The following is a 15,598-nucleotide window of genomic DNA, read 5'->3' on the forward strand; positions in this document are numbered from 1 at the left end:
CTGCCTCCCCTACTAACCAATGACTAATAACTAATTAAAAATTAAAATTTAAAAATAATACTTAATAAAAGTTGACTTTTGACTTTTAACTTACTTATGTCGTTTCCTTCTGCTGATACACCGCTATACAACCATCCACTCCCTGATATAGAACAATGGCTAAAAGAACAAGGCTGTCAACAAGACGAAAACCAATTACACTGCTGGCACGTGCAGCGACCTAAATGGGAAGCTGAACTTTTACTTGATGTTGAGCAAATCATAGTCAGATATATTAATGCCGGTGAGAATGGGCAAGATATCCAAAGAGCATTTAAATATTCTCTTAGCCGACAAGATATTGAACAAGCAGTATTTTCTGGGCCGTAAATTAGGGACTAGGGACTAGCAAGACGAGGGGGGGAGGGGGAGAGGAGCCAGCGCCGTGGGCGGGTTCCCCGACTTGGGGCGACTGGCGTGGGGAGACAAGGGGAAAACCTTTCTCCTTGTCCCCACCTCCCTTCTTCCCAATCCCCGATACCGTTCGGCTGGCGCTCACGGCGGAAGCCCAATCCCCAATCCCCAGTCCCCAGTACCCAGCCCCTAATCTACACTTTCCCAAATCGCCGTTCTCGCTGTTGATAATCACACAACGCACGGTGAAATTCACTGCGATCAAAATCAGGCCAGAGAGTATCAGTAATGTAAATTTCTGAATAAGCTATTTGCCAGAGCAGGAAATTGGAAATTCGCATTTCCCCACTGGTACGAATTAACAAATCTGGATCGGAGATTCCAGTAGTATAAAGGTGGCGCTCAAAGGTTGCCTCATCTATTTCATCTGGCTGGAGTAATCCCTGCTGTACTTCAACAGCGATCGCTCGGCAAGCTTGGACTATTTCCTGTCTACCCCCATAATTGGTCGCCACTGTAAACCTAATGCTACGATTATTTTTAGTTTCTTCTACCGAACGGGAAATTTCTGCTTGTAGCGCCCGTGGCAAACTACTCAAATTCCCGACAAATCGAATTTGTACATTCTCCTCGACCATTTCCCGCAGTTCTTGACGCAAAACCCGCTGGAATAGAGTCATTAAGAAATCTACTTCTTCTTGGGGTCTGCCCCAATTTTCTGTTGAAAAAGCATAAGCAGTTAATGCTTCAATTCCCCAATCTTTACAACAACGGAGTAAATCCTTCAAAGCATCTACTCCCCTTTTATGACCCATAATTCGGGGTAATCCTTGACGCTTTGCCCATCGACCATTGCCATCCATAATTACTGCAACGTGCTTGGGCAGTAGTTCTCGTTTCAAGTCAGGGGGCAAATATTCAAGTTGAGTTTGTTGTGCTGTCATTTTTTGTCTCGCGAAGCGGTCGATGGTAGTCCGAGTAAACGTGAAACCAATGCTAATGCCTGACTGCGAATCCGACGACCCAAACTTAGCAAACCAGGAGCAACTGCTTCCCGATCTACAGTCGGCGAAAATCTAGCTTCCAGAGACTCTTTGAGCTTTGTGATGGTCAGCGGTCTGTTTAGGGTTCCCCTTTCCGCTAAAGAAATAGAACCTGTTTCTTCAGATACAACGACACAAATACAATTCTCAACCCGTTCAGTTATTCCCATCGCCGCCCGGTGGCGTGTTCCCAACTGACGCGAGGCTGTGCGTCCTGAAAGCGGTAAAATTATACCAGATGCTACAATCCGCGAACCTCGTATCAATGTAGCACCATCGTGTAAAAGAGTTTTTGGCTGAAAAATTGTCTGGATCAGTTCTTTGGATACTTCAGCGTTCAGTTTGACTCCTGGTACCGAAAAATCCCGCTCGTCAATCGGGCCGGAGGTTTCCAAAATTAATAGCGCACCAATCCGGTTTTTCGATAATTCTTTAACTGCTTCGACAATTTCATCAATTACACTATCAGACTTGGGAACCGCCAGACGGGATGGTTGAAACAACTGCCGGAACTCTCCACGTCCCAGTTGTTCTAAAAATCGGCGAAACTCTGACTGAAGAGCAACCGCCATTGCCACAGCACAGCCAATCACCAACTTTTCCAGCACAAAGTTTAGCAATTGCAGTTGCAATTTGCCACTAATCGCTGATGCCAGCATCAAGATAATAAATCCTCGCACCATCCAAAGTGTCCGGCGCTCACTGATAATAACTAGTATCATGTACGTCAGCGCCAGTACCAAAACAATATCCAGAGTCTCAAGCAGCAAGGGCCGAGACCATCCTTGGTTTATCAGCCATTGCCTCCATAAATTTCTCATGACATCTGGACTAAACCTTCTGCCTCTAAATCAAGTAAGTCAATAGTCAACAATTGACAGTCAATAGTCAATAGTTTTGAGCTAGCTAGTGGAAACCAGAGCCACCCTTACAGGAGGCAGCCCCGCTCTCCATTGAAGACGCTTTGAGGGCGTCTTTCGGGCGTTTACAAATCGAGTTGGTGTCGAGCCGATTAAGTGTGGGGTTTTTCTCCCCGTTGTGGACGCAAAAGACTTCTTTTGGTATAAACCTGGCATGAAAACCACCAATACTGGACTCGCTCGCCACAGCACTGCCTGCTAACGATTACTGACTAAGAAATGACTAACTCTTTAGTCTTTCTGGTAGGCAATCTTGTCGAATTACATCTTCATAAGTTTCGCGTTGCAAAATTAAATTTGCTTCGCCATTCGCCACTACAACAGCTGCCGGTCGGGGCAAGCGATTATAGTTAGATGCCATACTGTAATTGTAAGCACCAGTTGCCATGACTACGAGAATATCTCCAGGTTCTGTTTTAGGCAGCTGGGCATTTTTAATTAATATGTCTCCTGATTCACAATGCTTTCCAGCAATTGTAACTGTTTCTGTACAAGGAACCGACATTCGGTTGGCAACGACTGTACGATACACTGATTGATAAGTAATTGGGCGGGGATTATCAGACATACCCCCATCAACGGCAACGTAGGTACGAATATCGGGAATCACTTTGGATGAGCCGATAGTATAAGCTGTGACGCAAGCAGAAGCAATTAGCGATCGCCCAGGTTCGCACAGTAATTTTGGCAAAGGTAAGTTTTCTTGGGCACAAGCGGTTTGGATCACTTCACAAATCGGCTTTACCCATTCTTCAATGCTGGGAGGATCGTCTGATTCTATATACTTAACTCCTAAACCACCGCCGACATTTAATTCTGTAATCGACAGCCCATAGCCAGCAGCTTTACTCAACCACTGCACCATCACCGCAGCTAAATCCTGATGCGGTTGACGTTCAAAAATCTGGGAACCAATATGAGCGTGCAAACCTACGCAATTAAGGGCTGATTGATTACTGACAAAAGTAAACAATTCATCTAAATCGCCGGGATCAAAACCAAATTTACTATCTAAGTGTCCGGTACGAATATATTCGTGAGTGTGGCACTCAATTCCTGGAGTCAATCGCAGCATGATGCGAATAGGAGAACAAGAGTGGGAGAGTGGGAGAGTAAGGAAAAATTCTTCTCCTTGTCTGGTTGTCTCCTTGTCCCCTTCCCCAGCTAACTCCACCAGAGTCCGCAATTCATACCAGTTATCCACGACAATCGTGCAACCAGACTGAATTGCTAAAAGTAATTCTTGGCGTGATTTGTTATTTCCGTGGAAGTAAATCTTCTCTGGACTCAAGCCTGCACTCAGGGCAGTATAAAGCTCGCCTCCCGATACAACATCAATTCCCAAACCTTCTGATGCGACGATCGCACAAACGGCTAAACAACTCCATGCTTTGGAAGCATATAGTACCTGAGCTTCACCCTGATAGTAACGCTGGAAACTTTCCCGATACTGACGGCAAGCGGTTCGCAGGGTTTCTTCATCCAAAATATATAAGGGTGAGCCAAACTTTTGTACTAAAGTTGTTACATCGCAACCCCCTATTTCTAGATGGTCTTGATGATTAATTTTGGCACTCAGCGGTAACAGTCCTTGATTGGGTGAAAGATTTACTTTGTTAGTGCTTGTTTGCAATAAATACTGGCGACCAGAAAGTTGAACTCCAGCAGGCTGAGTCGATACCATAACTATTAAGAGTTGTCCTTGTTGTTTTAATTACAGGCTTAAGCGGGTCTCGTGATTCCCAGTTTACCGAATAACGTGCTTTTTCGCCCCTGCCTTTCGGCATTGAATAGGGGTATAGGTGAATTCATCTTTCTTACCCTTTAAACCCTTATCCCCTTATTCCTCATTATTTCCTTAAACCCTTACACCTTTTTTCGATTCTGTAGACTTAACCAAAAAGTGTGAGCAAATTCAAATTAGAACTGAAATCTTTAACAACAGCAGATTTAAGTGCTGTAATGGAACTCGACAAAGCCTGTTTTGGTGGTCTTTGGACATTGGAAGCATATCAAAGAGAGTTAGACAGCCCCAATAGCATTCTACTCGGTTTGTTTTCGCCTTTGTTTCCTCAGAAATTGCTGGCAATGGGGTGTTTTTGGTCAATTTTAGAGGAAGCCCACATTACAATCTTGGCAGTCCATCCCCAATACCAAAGCAAAGGTTTGGGGCAAGCTATGCTCTATTTTCTCCTCAAGTCAGCTTGTGATGGTGGAAGCGAGCGAGCTACCCTTGAAGTGAGAGCTTCTAACCAAGCTGCAATTGCTCTCTATCATAAATTTGGCTTCAAAACTGCTGGACGGCGGCGACGTTACTACAAAGATAACGATGAAGATGCGCTGATTCTGTGGCTGGGAGGTATGCAACTTCCGGAGTTTCAAGACGCTTTGCACAACTTACGCGCTCTGATTAGCGATCGCCTCAACAATTTTTCTTGGGATTTAGTCAATCTTTGGTAGAGATGCAACTAATCGTGTCCAGATCGCCGACAATAGTCAATAGGAATTAGTTACTATTAACTATGGACTGTTAATAAAAACCATAAAACATTGACCTACTATTCCAATGCTTTGCGGTTTAACAGTGAGTTATGAACTTTTTAACTCCACTTAAACTCTACTTAATTGTTATTTGTCCCCCTATGTCTTATAAAAAATTATAATAGTGTTCAAAAAGTGATTGACAAATGCAATTTTTTGTAGTATATACTTTTCTTTGGGATTGATTTTGCAGTCTCGCAAATCCAGAATTTTTGTTTGTAATTCATTTCCCGAAACACGGTAAATTCAAGCTCCTCAGTACACAGTTCACAAAAAATAATAAAAGCTAGCAGTTCCCATAAACCTGGGCGATCCCTGATTGAATGTCTATTTCTTTATACAGACATCCAATCGGTTTTGCTGTGCTAAAATCAGCGTACCGGCACGACGCAGGTGATGGGAAACAATGCCATGTTTGAACGCTTCACAGAAAAAGCCATTAAGGTAATCATGCTAGCCCAGGAAGAGGCACGCCGCCTGGGACACAATTTTGTGGGTACCGAGCAGATCCTCCTGGGTCTGATTGGAGAAGGTACCGGAGTGGCGGCCAAGGTGCTGAAATCTATGGGCGTTAATCTCAAAGACGCTCGGATTGAAGTAGAAAAAATCATAGGCCGGGGTTCAGGCTTTGTAGCCGTGGAAATTCCGTTTACGCCACGGGCAAAGCGAGTTCTGGAACTATCCTTGGAAGAAGCGCGCCAATTAGGGCATAACTATATAGGTACCGAGCATCTGCTGTTGGGCCTGATCCGAGAAGGGGAAGGTGTGGCAGCCAGGGTACTAGAAAACCTGGGCGTGGATCTCTCTAAGGTAAGGACTCAAGTGATTCGGATGTTGGGAGAAACCGCTGAGGTGAGTGCCGGTGGGCAACCTCGTGGCAACAAGACCCCGACATTGGATGAATTTGGCTCGAATTTGACCCAAATGGCCTTGGATGGCAAGCTCGATCCAGTGGTGGGACGAGCCAAAGAAATTGAGCGGGTGATTCAGATTTTGGGTCGCCGCACAAAAAATAATCCCGTATTAATTGGGGAACCAGGGGTTGGTAAGACCGCGATCGCTGAAGGTTTAGCACAGCGTATTGCCAACAAAGATGTCCCTGACATCCTGGAAGAGAAGCGCGTAGTTACTTTAGATATTGGTTTACTCGTAGCAGGAACAAAATATCGAGGTGAATTTGAAGAACGCCTGAAGAAAATCATGGATGAAATTCGGCAGGCGGGAAATGTAATTTTAGTAATAGACGAGGTACACACCCTAATTGGTGCGGGTGCGGCAGAAGGCGCGATTGATGCAGCAAATATCCTCAAGCCAGCTTTGGCAAGAGGCGAGTTGCAGTGTATCGGTGCCACAACCCTAGATGAATACCGCAAACATATTGAGCGGGATGCAGCACTAGAACGCCGTTTCCAACCAGTAATGGTCGGTGAACCTACGGTGGATGAAACTATAGAAATTTTACGCGGACTGCGCGATCGCTACGAGCAACACCACAAGCTGAAGATTTCCGACGAAGCTTTGATTGCAGCGGCGAAATTATCTGACCGTTACATCAGCGATCGCTATCTGCCAGATAAAGCGATCGACTTGATTGACGAAGCCGGAAGCCGGGTACGTTTGATTAACTCCCAACTGCCACCCGCAGCTAAGGAATTGGATAAAGAACTGCGCCAGATATTAAAGGAAAAAGACGATGCAGTTCGTGCCCAAGACTTTGACCGAGCCGGAGAACTGCGGGATCGGGAAATGGAAATCAAAGCCGAAATTCGGGCGATCGCTCAAAGCAAGTCTAATGGTGGTCGCAATGATGGTGATGAACCTGTCGTTAACGAAGAAGACATTGCCCACATTGTCGCTTCTTGGACAGGAGTCCCGGTAAACAAACTCACCGAATCCGAGTCCGAAAAGCTGCTGCACATGGAAGAAACCTTGCACCAGCGCCTAATTGGTCAAGAAGATGCAGTGAAGGCAGTTTCGCGGGCAATTCGTCGCGCTCGTGTCGGCTTGAAGAACCCCAACCGACCCATCGCTAGCTTTGTCTTCTCCGGGCCTACTGGTGTGGGTAAAACCGAATTAGCAAAAGCATTGGCATCTTACTTCTTCGGTTCTGAAGAAGCGATGATCCGCCTGGATATGTCCGAATACATGGAGCGTCACACCGTTTCCAAGTTAATTGGTTCGCCTCCAGGTTACGTCGGTTACAACGAAGGCGGTCAATTGACAGAAGCAGTACGCCGCCGTCCTTACACCGTGGTGCTGTTCGATGAAATCGAAAAAGCGCACCCCGATGTATTCAATATGCTGCTGCAAATTCTGGAAGACGGTCGCTTAACTGATGCCAAAGGTCGCACGGTAGACTTTAAGAACACCTTGCTGATTTTGACATCTAACATCGGTTCTAAGGTGATTGAAAAAGGTGGCGGCGGTATCGGCTTCGAGTTTGCTGAAGACCAAAGCGAACAGCAATACAACCGCATTAAGTCTTTGGTGAACGAAGAACTGAAACAGTACTTCCGTCCAGAATTCCTCAACCGTCTGGATGAAATTATCGTCTTCCGTCAACTGAGCAAGGAAGAGGTAATGCAAATTGCCGACATCATGCTCAAAGAAGTATTCGGTCGCCTCACCGAAAAAGGCATTACTCTGGAAGTGAGCGATCGCTTCAAGGAACGCCTGCTGCAAGAGGGTTATAACCCCAGCTACGGTGCAAGACCTTTACGTCGGGCAATTATGCGCTTGCTCGAAGATAGCTTGGCAGAAGAAATTCTCTCCGGTCGTGTTAAGGAAGGGGATACTGCTATTGTTGACGTGGATGAAAGCGGTACTGTGACGGTAAGGCCAGAACAGCGTCGAGAATTGATGACTCCAGGTGTGGAGTAAATTTTAGATTTTAAAATCTAGAATTTAAAATTTGAAAGCGGTAGAGGGTGAAAATCTTCTACCGTTTTTGTCATTCCTGGCGGGATGTAAAACTAATTGGCTTAAAAACTATTCGCGAATCGTCATCACCGATTTGCTGCAACTTTATCAAACTACATCCGCGACAGAACAGCAACCTTGGAAAGCTTGTCTTGATCCAGCCCTTTGAGTTCGTTCAGAGATAACCAGCCTTCCTTAATCAATTCAGCAAAGATAAAGAGCAGAACGGAGTATTGGTAGTCGTACTTACCCTCAATTTCATGCCTTTTTGCACTCAAGAAATCGTGTAATCGCCAGATATCATTCAAGTCCACGAGGGTACTTGCTTCTTTTTGAACTTGTTTAAGCAAAGCATCAATTTCTCTTTTGTAGGCTTGTTCAAAGGCAGTTCTAGCTATTTTCTTTTCGATATCCGTCCACTCAGTTTCACTTGCTTGCATTATTCAACCTGAAATTTTTGCGGTAGTTATTTGGTTAGAGTTATTCCGTTTTTTCCCAGAGCAATTGAGCGCTCTGTTAACCAAAAGCGCTCAATACGATCATCGGTAATTTACTTAATTTCTATTGTCTGCCTAGCGAACTAGGTTTAGAAGTTCTTTGGGAGAAGCCAACAAGTCAATGGCTACAAAAAATATCTTGCCTTCAGGATTGAGCAAGAACCGCCAAGCCATGTTCATGCCCACTGCTGCGCCAAACCAAGGGGTTTGAACTTTGCCCGTCACTTTCACTTGAGTATAGCCATCTTCCGCGGGTTCAGAGATACCCCGCTCTGGGAGCAAATTGAGGTTTTGGCATTCTTCTCGGAAGAACCGCAAGATCGCATCTTTGCCCACGATCGGTCTTTGAAAGGGAGGCTGCAAAGCACCGTCTGGTACGAACAGCTTGATCAGTTCATCAAAGTCATTTGCATTCAAGTTGTTCATGTAGCTCAACACAGTTGGGTTGTTGATACCTTGAATAGTGACTTGAGTACGTTGAGACTTTTCTTTAGGCGGAACTACAGGTTCAGAAATTTTGGTGTAGCTGCCTAGTTTATTTACATCAAACCCCATGTCCACAACGGAGTTCCGCAAGACAGTGATCTGTTGTCCTTGATCCAAAGCTTTGAGAGTTTCCAATACAGCTTTAGCATTAGCTGATAACTGATAGCCAGCTGGAATTGGCGCAACAATGCCTTGCTCCATCCATTCCCCAAGCTGATTCCAGAAACCTAGCTTAATATTAGGTGACCAAGTAGCATAGGTACGGCAAATGGGCGTATCTGCATGGTTTGCTAGATCGCACATAACCTGAGTTTGTTCAGGAAAAGTCATTTGCTTGATTTGGTTCAGGATTCCTTCTGCAAACTGCATACTAGCTGCACCAGGAGCCGCAACCGTGATGGTTTTACCCATTTCCAAGAAAGCGAACCATGTCCATGCCAGTTGATCTTCGGCGCTGAGTTGGTTGAATCGAGCAGTTAGAGCTGGTACGGCATCCGCCGACAGTGTGTTGGGGAAAATGCCACGGGCAGAGTCGATAGTAATTGCCATATAGAAAACTACCTCACTAATTTTTCAACTGACCCAACGTGGAGCGAGACATCTGTAGCTCACAGTTGTGCTCTCCAATCAAAATATCACAAATGTTTACAAAAAAATAAATTTCTTTACATTTGGCTCAGAAATCTAGTGCCATTGGAGGCTGCAATACCTAAAAAGTCTGCCAGAAACAAGGATTTGAGCTTAGAATCCTACGACTTCAATTCATGAGAGTATATCAATGTAAATATCAAGTCTTCTCAAAGAAATTAGTCTGAAGAGAGGTGTGCTTATTATTGAATTGTTACTAAATTTTAAGTATTTTCTAAGTAAACTACTATGTTTGATTTGCTAGTTCTGCTTGCTCAACAAACTACTACTGTTCAGGTAGGTATTAATATTAATGGCATCGTTGCTTTAATAGCAGGGATACTAATTCTCATACTTCCCAGGCTGCTTAACTACATTGTGGCGATATATTTAATAATTATTGGATTAGTACAGATTTTTAATTTTCGTATTTAAACTGGGTGAGTCAAATCAAAAATCAGATTGAAATAGCACTTAATATTACATATAAATACAAAAACAGCACAATCAATCATCGTATCTGCAACAGTCTGCAATAGATGCGATCGCTAAACTAAAGACTAGATAATGTGTTTATAGGCGTGTTTTCTGCAAAAACATACTACTCATACACTAAAAGCAAATTTCAAAACTTAATATGAAAAGTCCTTGGCGTCTCAGAGACTATGTATTTGCTGCCTTCATGACGATTGGCATGGTAATTGCTGTATTTATTGTCGGCCCATTCGCACCCCCTGGACTACAGCTTTTGTTTTGGGCACCTTTGGGAGGGATTTTCCTGACTTTGGGAATGGCACGTTTACAGCGTCGCGGCAGTGTAGCTTTGATGATTCTTCCTTTGGCAGTGCTACTAGGGCTGATTTCACCGATTATTTCTCTGTACCTAGCTGTCACTGTTTTAGTAACCGAATTAGTGATGTTCTTTTTGGGGAACTATCGACGCAAAATCAACCGTTTATGGGGAAATGTCCTCTTTTTTGCCAGCGCCAACTTAGGTGGTTTACTTCTTGGTGCCTATCTGATTAAAGGTTCGAGGGCAGATCCATTTGTGAAAATCGCGACGCAGCCTGGAGTACTTATCTTACTCACAGTACTGGCAGGCATAGCTGGTGTTGTTGGCTGGTGGTTAGGAGAGTCAGCAGTTAAACAATTACAAAGAGCGGGGAAAATGGATGTTGATGTTTAAAACTACGTCTGAGGTGAATGAAAACAGCAGGCAAAAATTATCTTTCTAAAATCGACCACAGATAAACACAGATGCACACCGATAAATTATCTGTGTTTATCTGTGTCCATCTGTGTTCGTTATACGTAAATTTATTTTCCACATGAGGAAGCGTAATTTCCTTACTCAGATTAATCCCCTACTCAAAATTATTGTTTGTATTACCATCCTGTTTGTAGCTCTGCTTTTGCACGATATCAAGGCAATTAGTGTCTTAGTAATTACCTTATTGACATTACTGCTAGTTTCCGTGCGAATCAACCTGAAAATTTTTGCGTATGTGGCGATCGCTCTACTTATATTCATGGCTATTTCCACCTGGTTGAGGGATTTCCACACTTCCGTTATTAGCAGCTTGCGTCTGATCGCGATTCTGTTGCCAACCCCACTCCTTGCTAGTACTACCTCACCATCCGATTTAGTGAGAGCAATTCAAGCCGCACGCTTACCCAATTTTATTGTTTTGAGTCTGATGCTGATTTGGAGATTTTTGCCTGTTATTCAGCAAGAAGCCCAGCGAATTATTGAAGCTAATTGGTTGCGGGGTGTAAATGTAGCACGTCAGCCAAGACAATGGTTTTCTGGCTTGTTAATGCCGTTGATTTTTCGGATTGTTGCCTACGCAGATGATGTTACCGTAGGCTTAGAAACCAGAGGTTACGATCCCCAGGCTCCACGCAGTAATAGCCAACCTTTGCGATGGCAATCAAAAGATACTATCTTTGCCGTCAGTGCTGCTGCAATTATGACAGTTGTGGGATATCTGGAATGGGTAGCTTGAGGAAACATGGCATCCAACCAACCGCTCGTTAAAGTAACAAACCTAACATTTACACATCCAGGAAAATCCCAGGCGACGATAGAGGATGTAAATTTTAATCTCTATCCTGGCGAGATTGTCTTAATTGCTGGAGCAACCGGAAGTGGCAAAAGTACTTTGTTAAATTGCTTGGCTGGAATTGCCCCCAGTCACACGGGTGGAAAATTAGATGGTAGTATTTTTTACCAAGGAATTGACTTAGCCGAGTGGTCAGTTCGGCAGCGATCGCAATATTTCTGTGTACTCCTGCAAAACGTAGAAACGCAAATCTTTACAGAGCGAGTTTGGGAAGAATTTGTATTCGGATTGGAAAACTGGAACGTACCGCCAAACCAAATACTGCAATTAGCTGATAATTCCCTACAAGAATTTGGTTTAGAAGTACAACGAAATTGGTTCATCCGCCAACTCTCAGCAGGGCAGAAGCAACGTCTGCTGATTGCCTGTCTTTTGGCAATTAGCCAACCCGTGATGCTGTTAGATGAACCTTTGGCTTACCTAGATGCTAAAGGCGTTGAACTGTTGCTGCAATTATTGAAGTCAAGAGCAGAAAAAGGTCAGTCTGTAATTATCGTTGAACATCGGATAGATGTAGTCAAAAAGATATGCGATCGCTCCTACTACTTTCAAAACGGTAAACTCATTGAATTGGAGAAATCTCTTCCCTCTCCCATTCTCCCACTCTCCCCTTCACCCACTCCCCTACTCCTCCCTTCTCCCATTCTCCTGAACACTCACGGGCTGAGTTGGGGCGGATATCCTCCCTTTCCGGATTTGCAAGTAGCGGCAGGGGAGACAATTTTACTCAAAGGAAATAATGGCTGTGGCAAGACGACGCTTTTGAAACTTTTGTGTGGTTTACTCAAGCCAGCGACAGGAAAACTGGAAATTTTGGGCAGAGATACAAGCAAACGCAGCGTTGTGCAAATTGCTAAAGATGTTGGTTTTGTACTTCAAAATCCCAATCACCAGTTATTTGCTGACAGTGTAAGAGCAGAAATTGAGCAACCAGGAGTCACAAAAGCGATCGCTGATTTGCTATTAGAACAACTGAATTTAAGCGATCGCGCCAACGAGCACCCCCAAGCACTTTCTCAGGGGCAAAAAAGGCGATTAGCGCTGGGTGCAGTCTTAGCTAGACAACCGAAGATTTGCCTTTTGGATGAAATTATGGTGGGACAAGATCCTAACTCTTTATCTTTAATGCTAAATGTTCTAAGCAACTTTACTCGGCAGGGAGGGGCGTTGATTCTTACCTCTCATGTTCCTTTGTCAGCAGAAGTACTGAATTCTCAAATTTTAGAACTCTAACATCTTTAAAAATTACTGATGTTTGTATGGATAGCAAATCCGGCTTGCTTGGAAATATACTTTTAGCGTCAAAATAATCAAGGTATGTGTTTCACTTCATTCTTAACTGGTTCTAAAATTCTATGATCCCTCGCGAAAGTGATGCAAAACAAGTGCCAGCTTCATCAAAGGGATGGCAAAGTTGGCGAGAAAATCTGACTCTAGTATTGATCGCCTTAGTTTTGGCGTTTTTAATTAGGACTTTTATTGCCGAACCTCGCTACATCCCCTCAGATTCAATGGTGCCAACCTTACATACAGGCGATCGCTTGGTAGTGGAAAAAGTTTCCTACTATTTCAATCCGCCACGCTTGGGTGATATAGTTGTTTTCCAGCCTCCCGATGAACTACAGCGACGGGGATATCCAAAAGACCAAGCTTTTATCAAGCGTGTGATTGGTGAACCAGGTAAGATAGTTACTATTAATTCAGGCAAAGTTTACATCAACGGACAACCTTTGCAAGAAAACTATATTGCCGAACCACCAAATCAGCCATTTGCGCCAGTGGTAGTTCCTGAAGAAGAGTTTTTTGTTATGGGAGATAACCGCAACGATAGTAATGATTCCCGTTACTGGGGCTTTTTACCAAGAAAAAATATTATCGGCAGAGCTGTGTTTCGCTTTTGGCCGCTTGAGCGAATAGGATTTATCTAAAGGGGATTGGGGATCGGGGAAGTTTTTCTCCTCAGCTCACGCCACGTGCTACAACGGAACGCCAGGTGCTACAACGCGCTTAACCCGCAAGGGCGCACTGGCTCCCCTGCTTTTTCCTAGTCCCTAGTCCCTAGTCCCTAGTCCCTAATCCCTAGCCCCTAGTCTCTAAATTTCTTGTAAAAACCAAAACTGCTTGTTCGCGAATCGCAAAATTATGTTAATTTATTATGAATAATCATAACAATCTCAAATAAATAAACTTTTAACTAGCCACTCTAGGGTATTTTTTTCTTCTTAATACCATTGATAGATATCTAGGCAGGGTAAGCGCGTTCTAAACAGCGTTTGTACGGGATTTTTCAAGCTTATAAGCCTGAGAAAGAGCAGAAATGGTATTAGCCACACTCTGGACACTATAGAGCGACAACTTCCTTTTATTTTTCTATCCACACACTTCCCGTCATGAACACAGCGGTGACCCTACCAACACAACAAGAGGATCAAACAGTAGAATCTCTGGGACAAATCAATCGCCAGATGATTGTGATTCTCGATTTTGGCTCTCAGTATTCGGAACTGATTGCCCGCAGAATTCGAGAAACCCAAGTTTATTCAGAAGTTCTTTCTTACAGAACTACAATCGAGCAATTAAGGCAACTCAATCCGAAAGGAATTATCCTTTCTGGTGGTCCCAATTCAGTTTACGACAAAGGTGCTCCTAAATGCGATCCAGAAATTTGGCATTTGGGAATTCCGATCCTGGGCGTATGCTACGGTATGCAGCTGATGGTACAGCAGCTAGGTGGGGAAGTAGCAAGAGCTGAACGGGGTGAATATGGTAAAGCGTCGCTATACATAGACGATCCTACAGATTTGCTCACCAATGTCGAGGATGGCACGACGATGTGGATGAGTCATGGTGACTCTGTCACGTCAATGCCACCTGGATTTGAATTACTGGCACACACAGAAAATACTCCCTGTGCTGCGATCGGCGATCACGAGCGGAAACTTTATGGCGTTCAGTTCCATCCCGAAGTAGTACATTCTGTTGGCGGTTTAGCATTAATCCGCAATTTTGTCTACCACATTTGTGAATGCGAACCCACTTGGACAACAGCTGCCTTTGTTGAAGACGCAATTCGCGAAATTCGCGCCAAAGTTGGTAACAAGCGCGTGTTGTTGGCGCTATCTGGAGGAGTGGATTCTTCTACTCTGGCTTTCTTACTACACAAAGCGATCGGTGATCAGTTGACTTGTGTCTTTATTGACCAAGGCTTTATGCGCAAGTATGAGCCAGAACGGTTGCTGAAGTTGTTCCAAGAACAGTTTCACATTCCTGTGGAATATGTCAATGCTCGCGATCGCTTTCTTACTGCTCTGGCTGGTGTCACCGATCCTGAAGAAAAACGACGTATTATTGGGCACGAATTCATCCGTGTATTTGAGGAAGAATCAAAACGTCTTGGGCCTTTTGATTATCTAGCACAAGGCACACTTTATCCAGATGTGATTGAATCCGCCGATACCAACGTCGATCCGCAAACGGGCGAAAGGGTAGCGGTGAAAATCAAAAGCCATCACAATGTTGGTGGTTTGCCTAAAGATTTGCGATTTAAATTGGTAGAACCACTGCGGAAGCTTTTTAAGGACGAAGTTCGCAAAGTCGGGCGTTCTATTGGTTTGCCAGAAGAAATTGTACAACGCCATCCGTTCCCCGGCCCTGGTTTGGCAATTCGGATTTTAGGTGAAATTACCGCCGAAAGGTTAAAGATTTTGCGAGATGCGGATTTGATTGTGCGGCAGGAAATTAATCAACGTGGCTTATATCACCAATACTGGCAAGCCTTTGCTGTATTGTTACCAATCAAGAGCGTTGGCGTCATGGGCGATCAGCGCACCTATGCTTACCCCATAGTTTTACGTATTATCACCAGTGAAGATGGCATGACTGCCGATTGGGCACGCGTACCTTATGATGTACTGGAAGTAATTTCCAACCGGATTGTCAATGAAGTTAAAGGTGTGAACCGTGTGGTTTACGATATCACCTCGAAGCCACCTGGAACTATAGAGTGGGAATAGAGGAAATTGTTAATGGCTAATAGCTAATAGCTATTA

General features: G+C 44.2%; 15 protein-coding genes. 9 read left to right on the forward strand and 6 right to left on the reverse strand.

From position 1 onward, the window contains the following. Positions 1 to 96: 96 nt before the first annotated feature. Positions 97 to 369, forward strand: a complete 273-nt coding sequence (locus UYC_RS0119650; RefSeq protein WP_016875607.1) for a DUF3143 domain-containing protein — start codon at positions 97 to 99, stop codon at positions 367 to 369. Positions 370 to 587: 218 nt separating this feature from the next. On the opposite strand, the gene uppS is transcribed toward UYC_RS0119650, so the two are convergent. The 4 genes from uppS to lysA all read right to left on the reverse strand — a co-directional run bounded on the left by uppS (position 588) and on the right by lysA (position 4,040). Continuing rightward, entirely contained in the window at positions 588 to 1,337 is a 750-nt protein-coding gene (gene uppS, locus UYC_RS0119655) for a polyprenyl diphosphate synthase (protein WP_016875606.1), read from the reverse strand. After that, positions 1,334 to 2,257, reverse strand: a complete 924-nt coding sequence (cdaA, locus tag UYC_RS0119660; RefSeq protein WP_016875605.1) for a diadenylate cyclase CdaA — start codon at positions 2,255 to 2,257, stop codon at positions 1,334 to 1,336. The genes uppS and cdaA overlap by 4 nt, the downstream gene beginning before the upstream one ends. 85 nt (positions 2,258 to 2,342) lie before the next feature. Beyond that, positions 2,343 to 2,543, reverse strand: coding sequence for a hypothetical protein (locus UYC_RS37950; RefSeq protein WP_127011297.1), 201 nt, complete (start codon positions 2,541 to 2,543; stop codon positions 2,343 to 2,345). Between the two features lie 36 nt (positions 2,544 to 2,579). Then, entirely contained in the window at positions 2,580 to 4,040 is a 1,461-nt protein-coding gene (gene lysA / locus UYC_RS0119665) for a diaminopimelate decarboxylase (protein WP_016875604.1), read from the reverse strand. 221 nt (positions 4,041 to 4,261) lie between these two features. On the opposite strand from lysA, the gene rimI reads away from it, so the two are divergent. Together rimI and UYC_RS0119675 are read left to right on the forward strand one after the other, a co-directional pair. Further along, positions 4,262 to 4,816: a ribosomal protein S18-alanine N-acetyltransferase gene (gene rimI, locus UYC_RS0119670; RefSeq protein WP_016875603.1), complete on the forward strand. Its 555-nt coding sequence runs from the start codon at positions 4,262 to 4,264 to the stop codon at positions 4,814 to 4,816. A 492-nt stretch (positions 4,817 to 5,308) separates the two neighbouring features. Beyond that, the gene (locus UYC_RS0119675; protein WP_016879619.1) at positions 5,309 to 7,777 is read left to right on the forward strand and encodes an ATP-dependent Clp protease ATP-binding subunit; all 2,469 of its coding nucleotides are present in this window, start codon (positions 5,309 to 5,311) and stop codon (positions 7,775 to 7,777) included. 152 nt (positions 7,778 to 7,929) lie between these two features. On the opposite strand, the gene UYC_RS0119680 is transcribed toward UYC_RS0119675, so the two are convergent. Both UYC_RS0119680 and UYC_RS0119685 read right to left on the reverse strand, forming a co-directional pair. Beyond that, positions 7,930 to 8,256 (reverse strand): hypothetical protein, encoded by a 327-nt coding sequence (locus UYC_RS0119680; protein WP_016875601.1) that lies wholly within the window; start codon positions 8,254 to 8,256, stop codon positions 7,930 to 7,932. 132 nt (positions 8,257 to 8,388) lie between these two features. Continuing rightward, complete coding sequence (locus UYC_RS0119685; RefSeq protein WP_016875600.1) at positions 8,389 to 9,348, reverse strand: orange carotenoid-binding protein; 960 nt, start codon at positions 9,346 to 9,348, stop codon at positions 8,389 to 8,391. A gap of 327 nt (positions 9,349 to 9,675) precedes the next feature. Here UYC_RS0119685 and UYC_RS35650 point away from each other — a divergent pair, with 327 nt between their 5' ends. From UYC_RS35650 to guaA, 6 genes are all read left to right on the forward strand, one after another. After that, the gene (locus UYC_RS35650) at positions 9,676 to 9,861 is read left to right on the forward strand and encodes a DUF3096 domain-containing protein (RefSeq protein ID WP_016875599.1); all 186 of its coding nucleotides are present in this window, start codon (positions 9,676 to 9,678) and stop codon (positions 9,859 to 9,861) included. 202 nt (positions 9,862 to 10,063) lie between these two features. Further along, entirely contained in the window at positions 10,064 to 10,612 is a 549-nt protein-coding gene (locus UYC_RS0119695; RefSeq protein WP_016875598.1) for a hypothetical protein, read from the forward strand. A gap of 142 nt (positions 10,613 to 10,754) precedes the next feature. Next, positions 10,755 to 11,432, forward strand: a complete 678-nt coding sequence (locus UYC_RS0119700; protein ID WP_016875597.1) for an energy-coupling factor transporter transmembrane component T family protein — start codon at positions 10,755 to 10,757, stop codon at positions 11,430 to 11,432. Positions 11,433 to 11,438: 6 nt separating this feature from the next. Next, positions 11,439 to 12,782: an ABC transporter ATP-binding protein gene (locus tag UYC_RS0119705; RefSeq protein ID WP_016875596.1), complete on the forward strand. Its 1,344-nt coding sequence runs from the start codon at positions 11,439 to 11,441 to the stop codon at positions 12,780 to 12,782. Positions 12,783 to 12,904: 122 nt separating this feature from the next. Then, positions 12,905 to 13,477: a signal peptidase I gene (lepB, locus tag UYC_RS0119710; RefSeq protein ID WP_016875595.1), complete on the forward strand. Its 573-nt coding sequence runs from the start codon at positions 12,905 to 12,907 to the stop codon at positions 13,475 to 13,477. A gap of 462 nt (positions 13,478 to 13,939) precedes the next feature. Next, positions 13,940 to 15,562, forward strand: coding sequence for a glutamine-hydrolyzing GMP synthase (gene guaA / locus UYC_RS0119715; RefSeq protein WP_016875594.1), 1,623 nt, complete (start codon positions 13,940 to 13,942; stop codon positions 15,560 to 15,562). Positions 15,563 to 15,598 lie beyond the last annotated feature (36 nt).

This window comes from Chlorogloeopsis fritschii PCC 6912, assembly GCF_000317285.1.
In the GTDB taxonomy this organism is placed as follows: Bacteria; Cyanobacteriota; Cyanobacteriia; order Cyanobacteriales; family Nostocaceae; genus Chlorogloeopsis; species Chlorogloeopsis fritschii.

What these genes read in the sequence shown, in the direction of transcription:
- cdaA (WP_016875605.1), bottom strand. Translation starts at nt 2,257, where the DNA reads ATGAGAAATTTATGGAGGCAATGGCTGATAAACCAAGGATGGTCTCGG.
- lysA (WP_016875604.1), bottom strand. Translation starts at nt 4,040, where the DNA reads ATGGTATCGACTCAGCCTGCTGGAGTTCAACTTTCTGGTCGCCAGTAT.
- UYC_RS0119650 (WP_016875607.1), top strand. Translation starts at nt 97, where the DNA reads ATGTCGTTTCCTTCTGCTGATACACCGCTATACAACCATCCACTCCCT.
- lepB (WP_016875595.1), top strand. Translation starts at nt 12,905, where the DNA reads ATGATCCCTCGCGAAAGTGATGCAAAACAAGTGCCAGCTTCATCAAAG.
- UYC_RS0119705 (WP_016875596.1), top strand. Translation starts at nt 11,439, where the DNA reads ATGGCATCCAACCAACCGCTCGTTAAAGTAACAAACCTAACATTTACA.
- UYC_RS35650 (WP_016875599.1), top strand. Translation starts at nt 9,676, where the DNA reads ATGTTTGATTTGCTAGTTCTGCTTGCTCAACAAACTACTACTGTTCAG.
- UYC_RS0119680 (WP_016875601.1), bottom strand. Translation starts at nt 8,256, where the DNA reads ATGCAAGCAAGTGAAACTGAGTGGACGGATATCGAAAAGAAAATAGCT.
- UYC_RS0119695 (WP_016875598.1), top strand. Translation starts at nt 10,064, where the DNA reads ATGAAAAGTCCTTGGCGTCTCAGAGACTATGTATTTGCTGCCTTCATG.
- guaA (WP_016875594.1), top strand. Translation starts at nt 13,940, where the DNA reads ATGAACACAGCGGTGACCCTACCAACACAACAAGAGGATCAAACAGTA.
- UYC_RS0119675 (WP_016879619.1), top strand. Translation starts at nt 5,309, where the DNA reads ATGTTTGAACGCTTCACAGAAAAAGCCATTAAGGTAATCATGCTAGCC.
- UYC_RS0119685 (WP_016875600.1), bottom strand. Translation starts at nt 9,348, where the DNA reads ATGGCAATTACTATCGACTCTGCCCGTGGCATTTTCCCCAACACACTG.
- UYC_RS0119700 (WP_016875597.1), top strand. Translation starts at nt 10,755, where the DNA reads ATGAGGAAGCGTAATTTCCTTACTCAGATTAATCCCCTACTCAAAATT.
- uppS (WP_016875606.1), bottom strand. Translation starts at nt 1,337, where the DNA reads ATGACAGCACAACAAACTCAACTTGAATATTTGCCCCCTGACTTGAAA.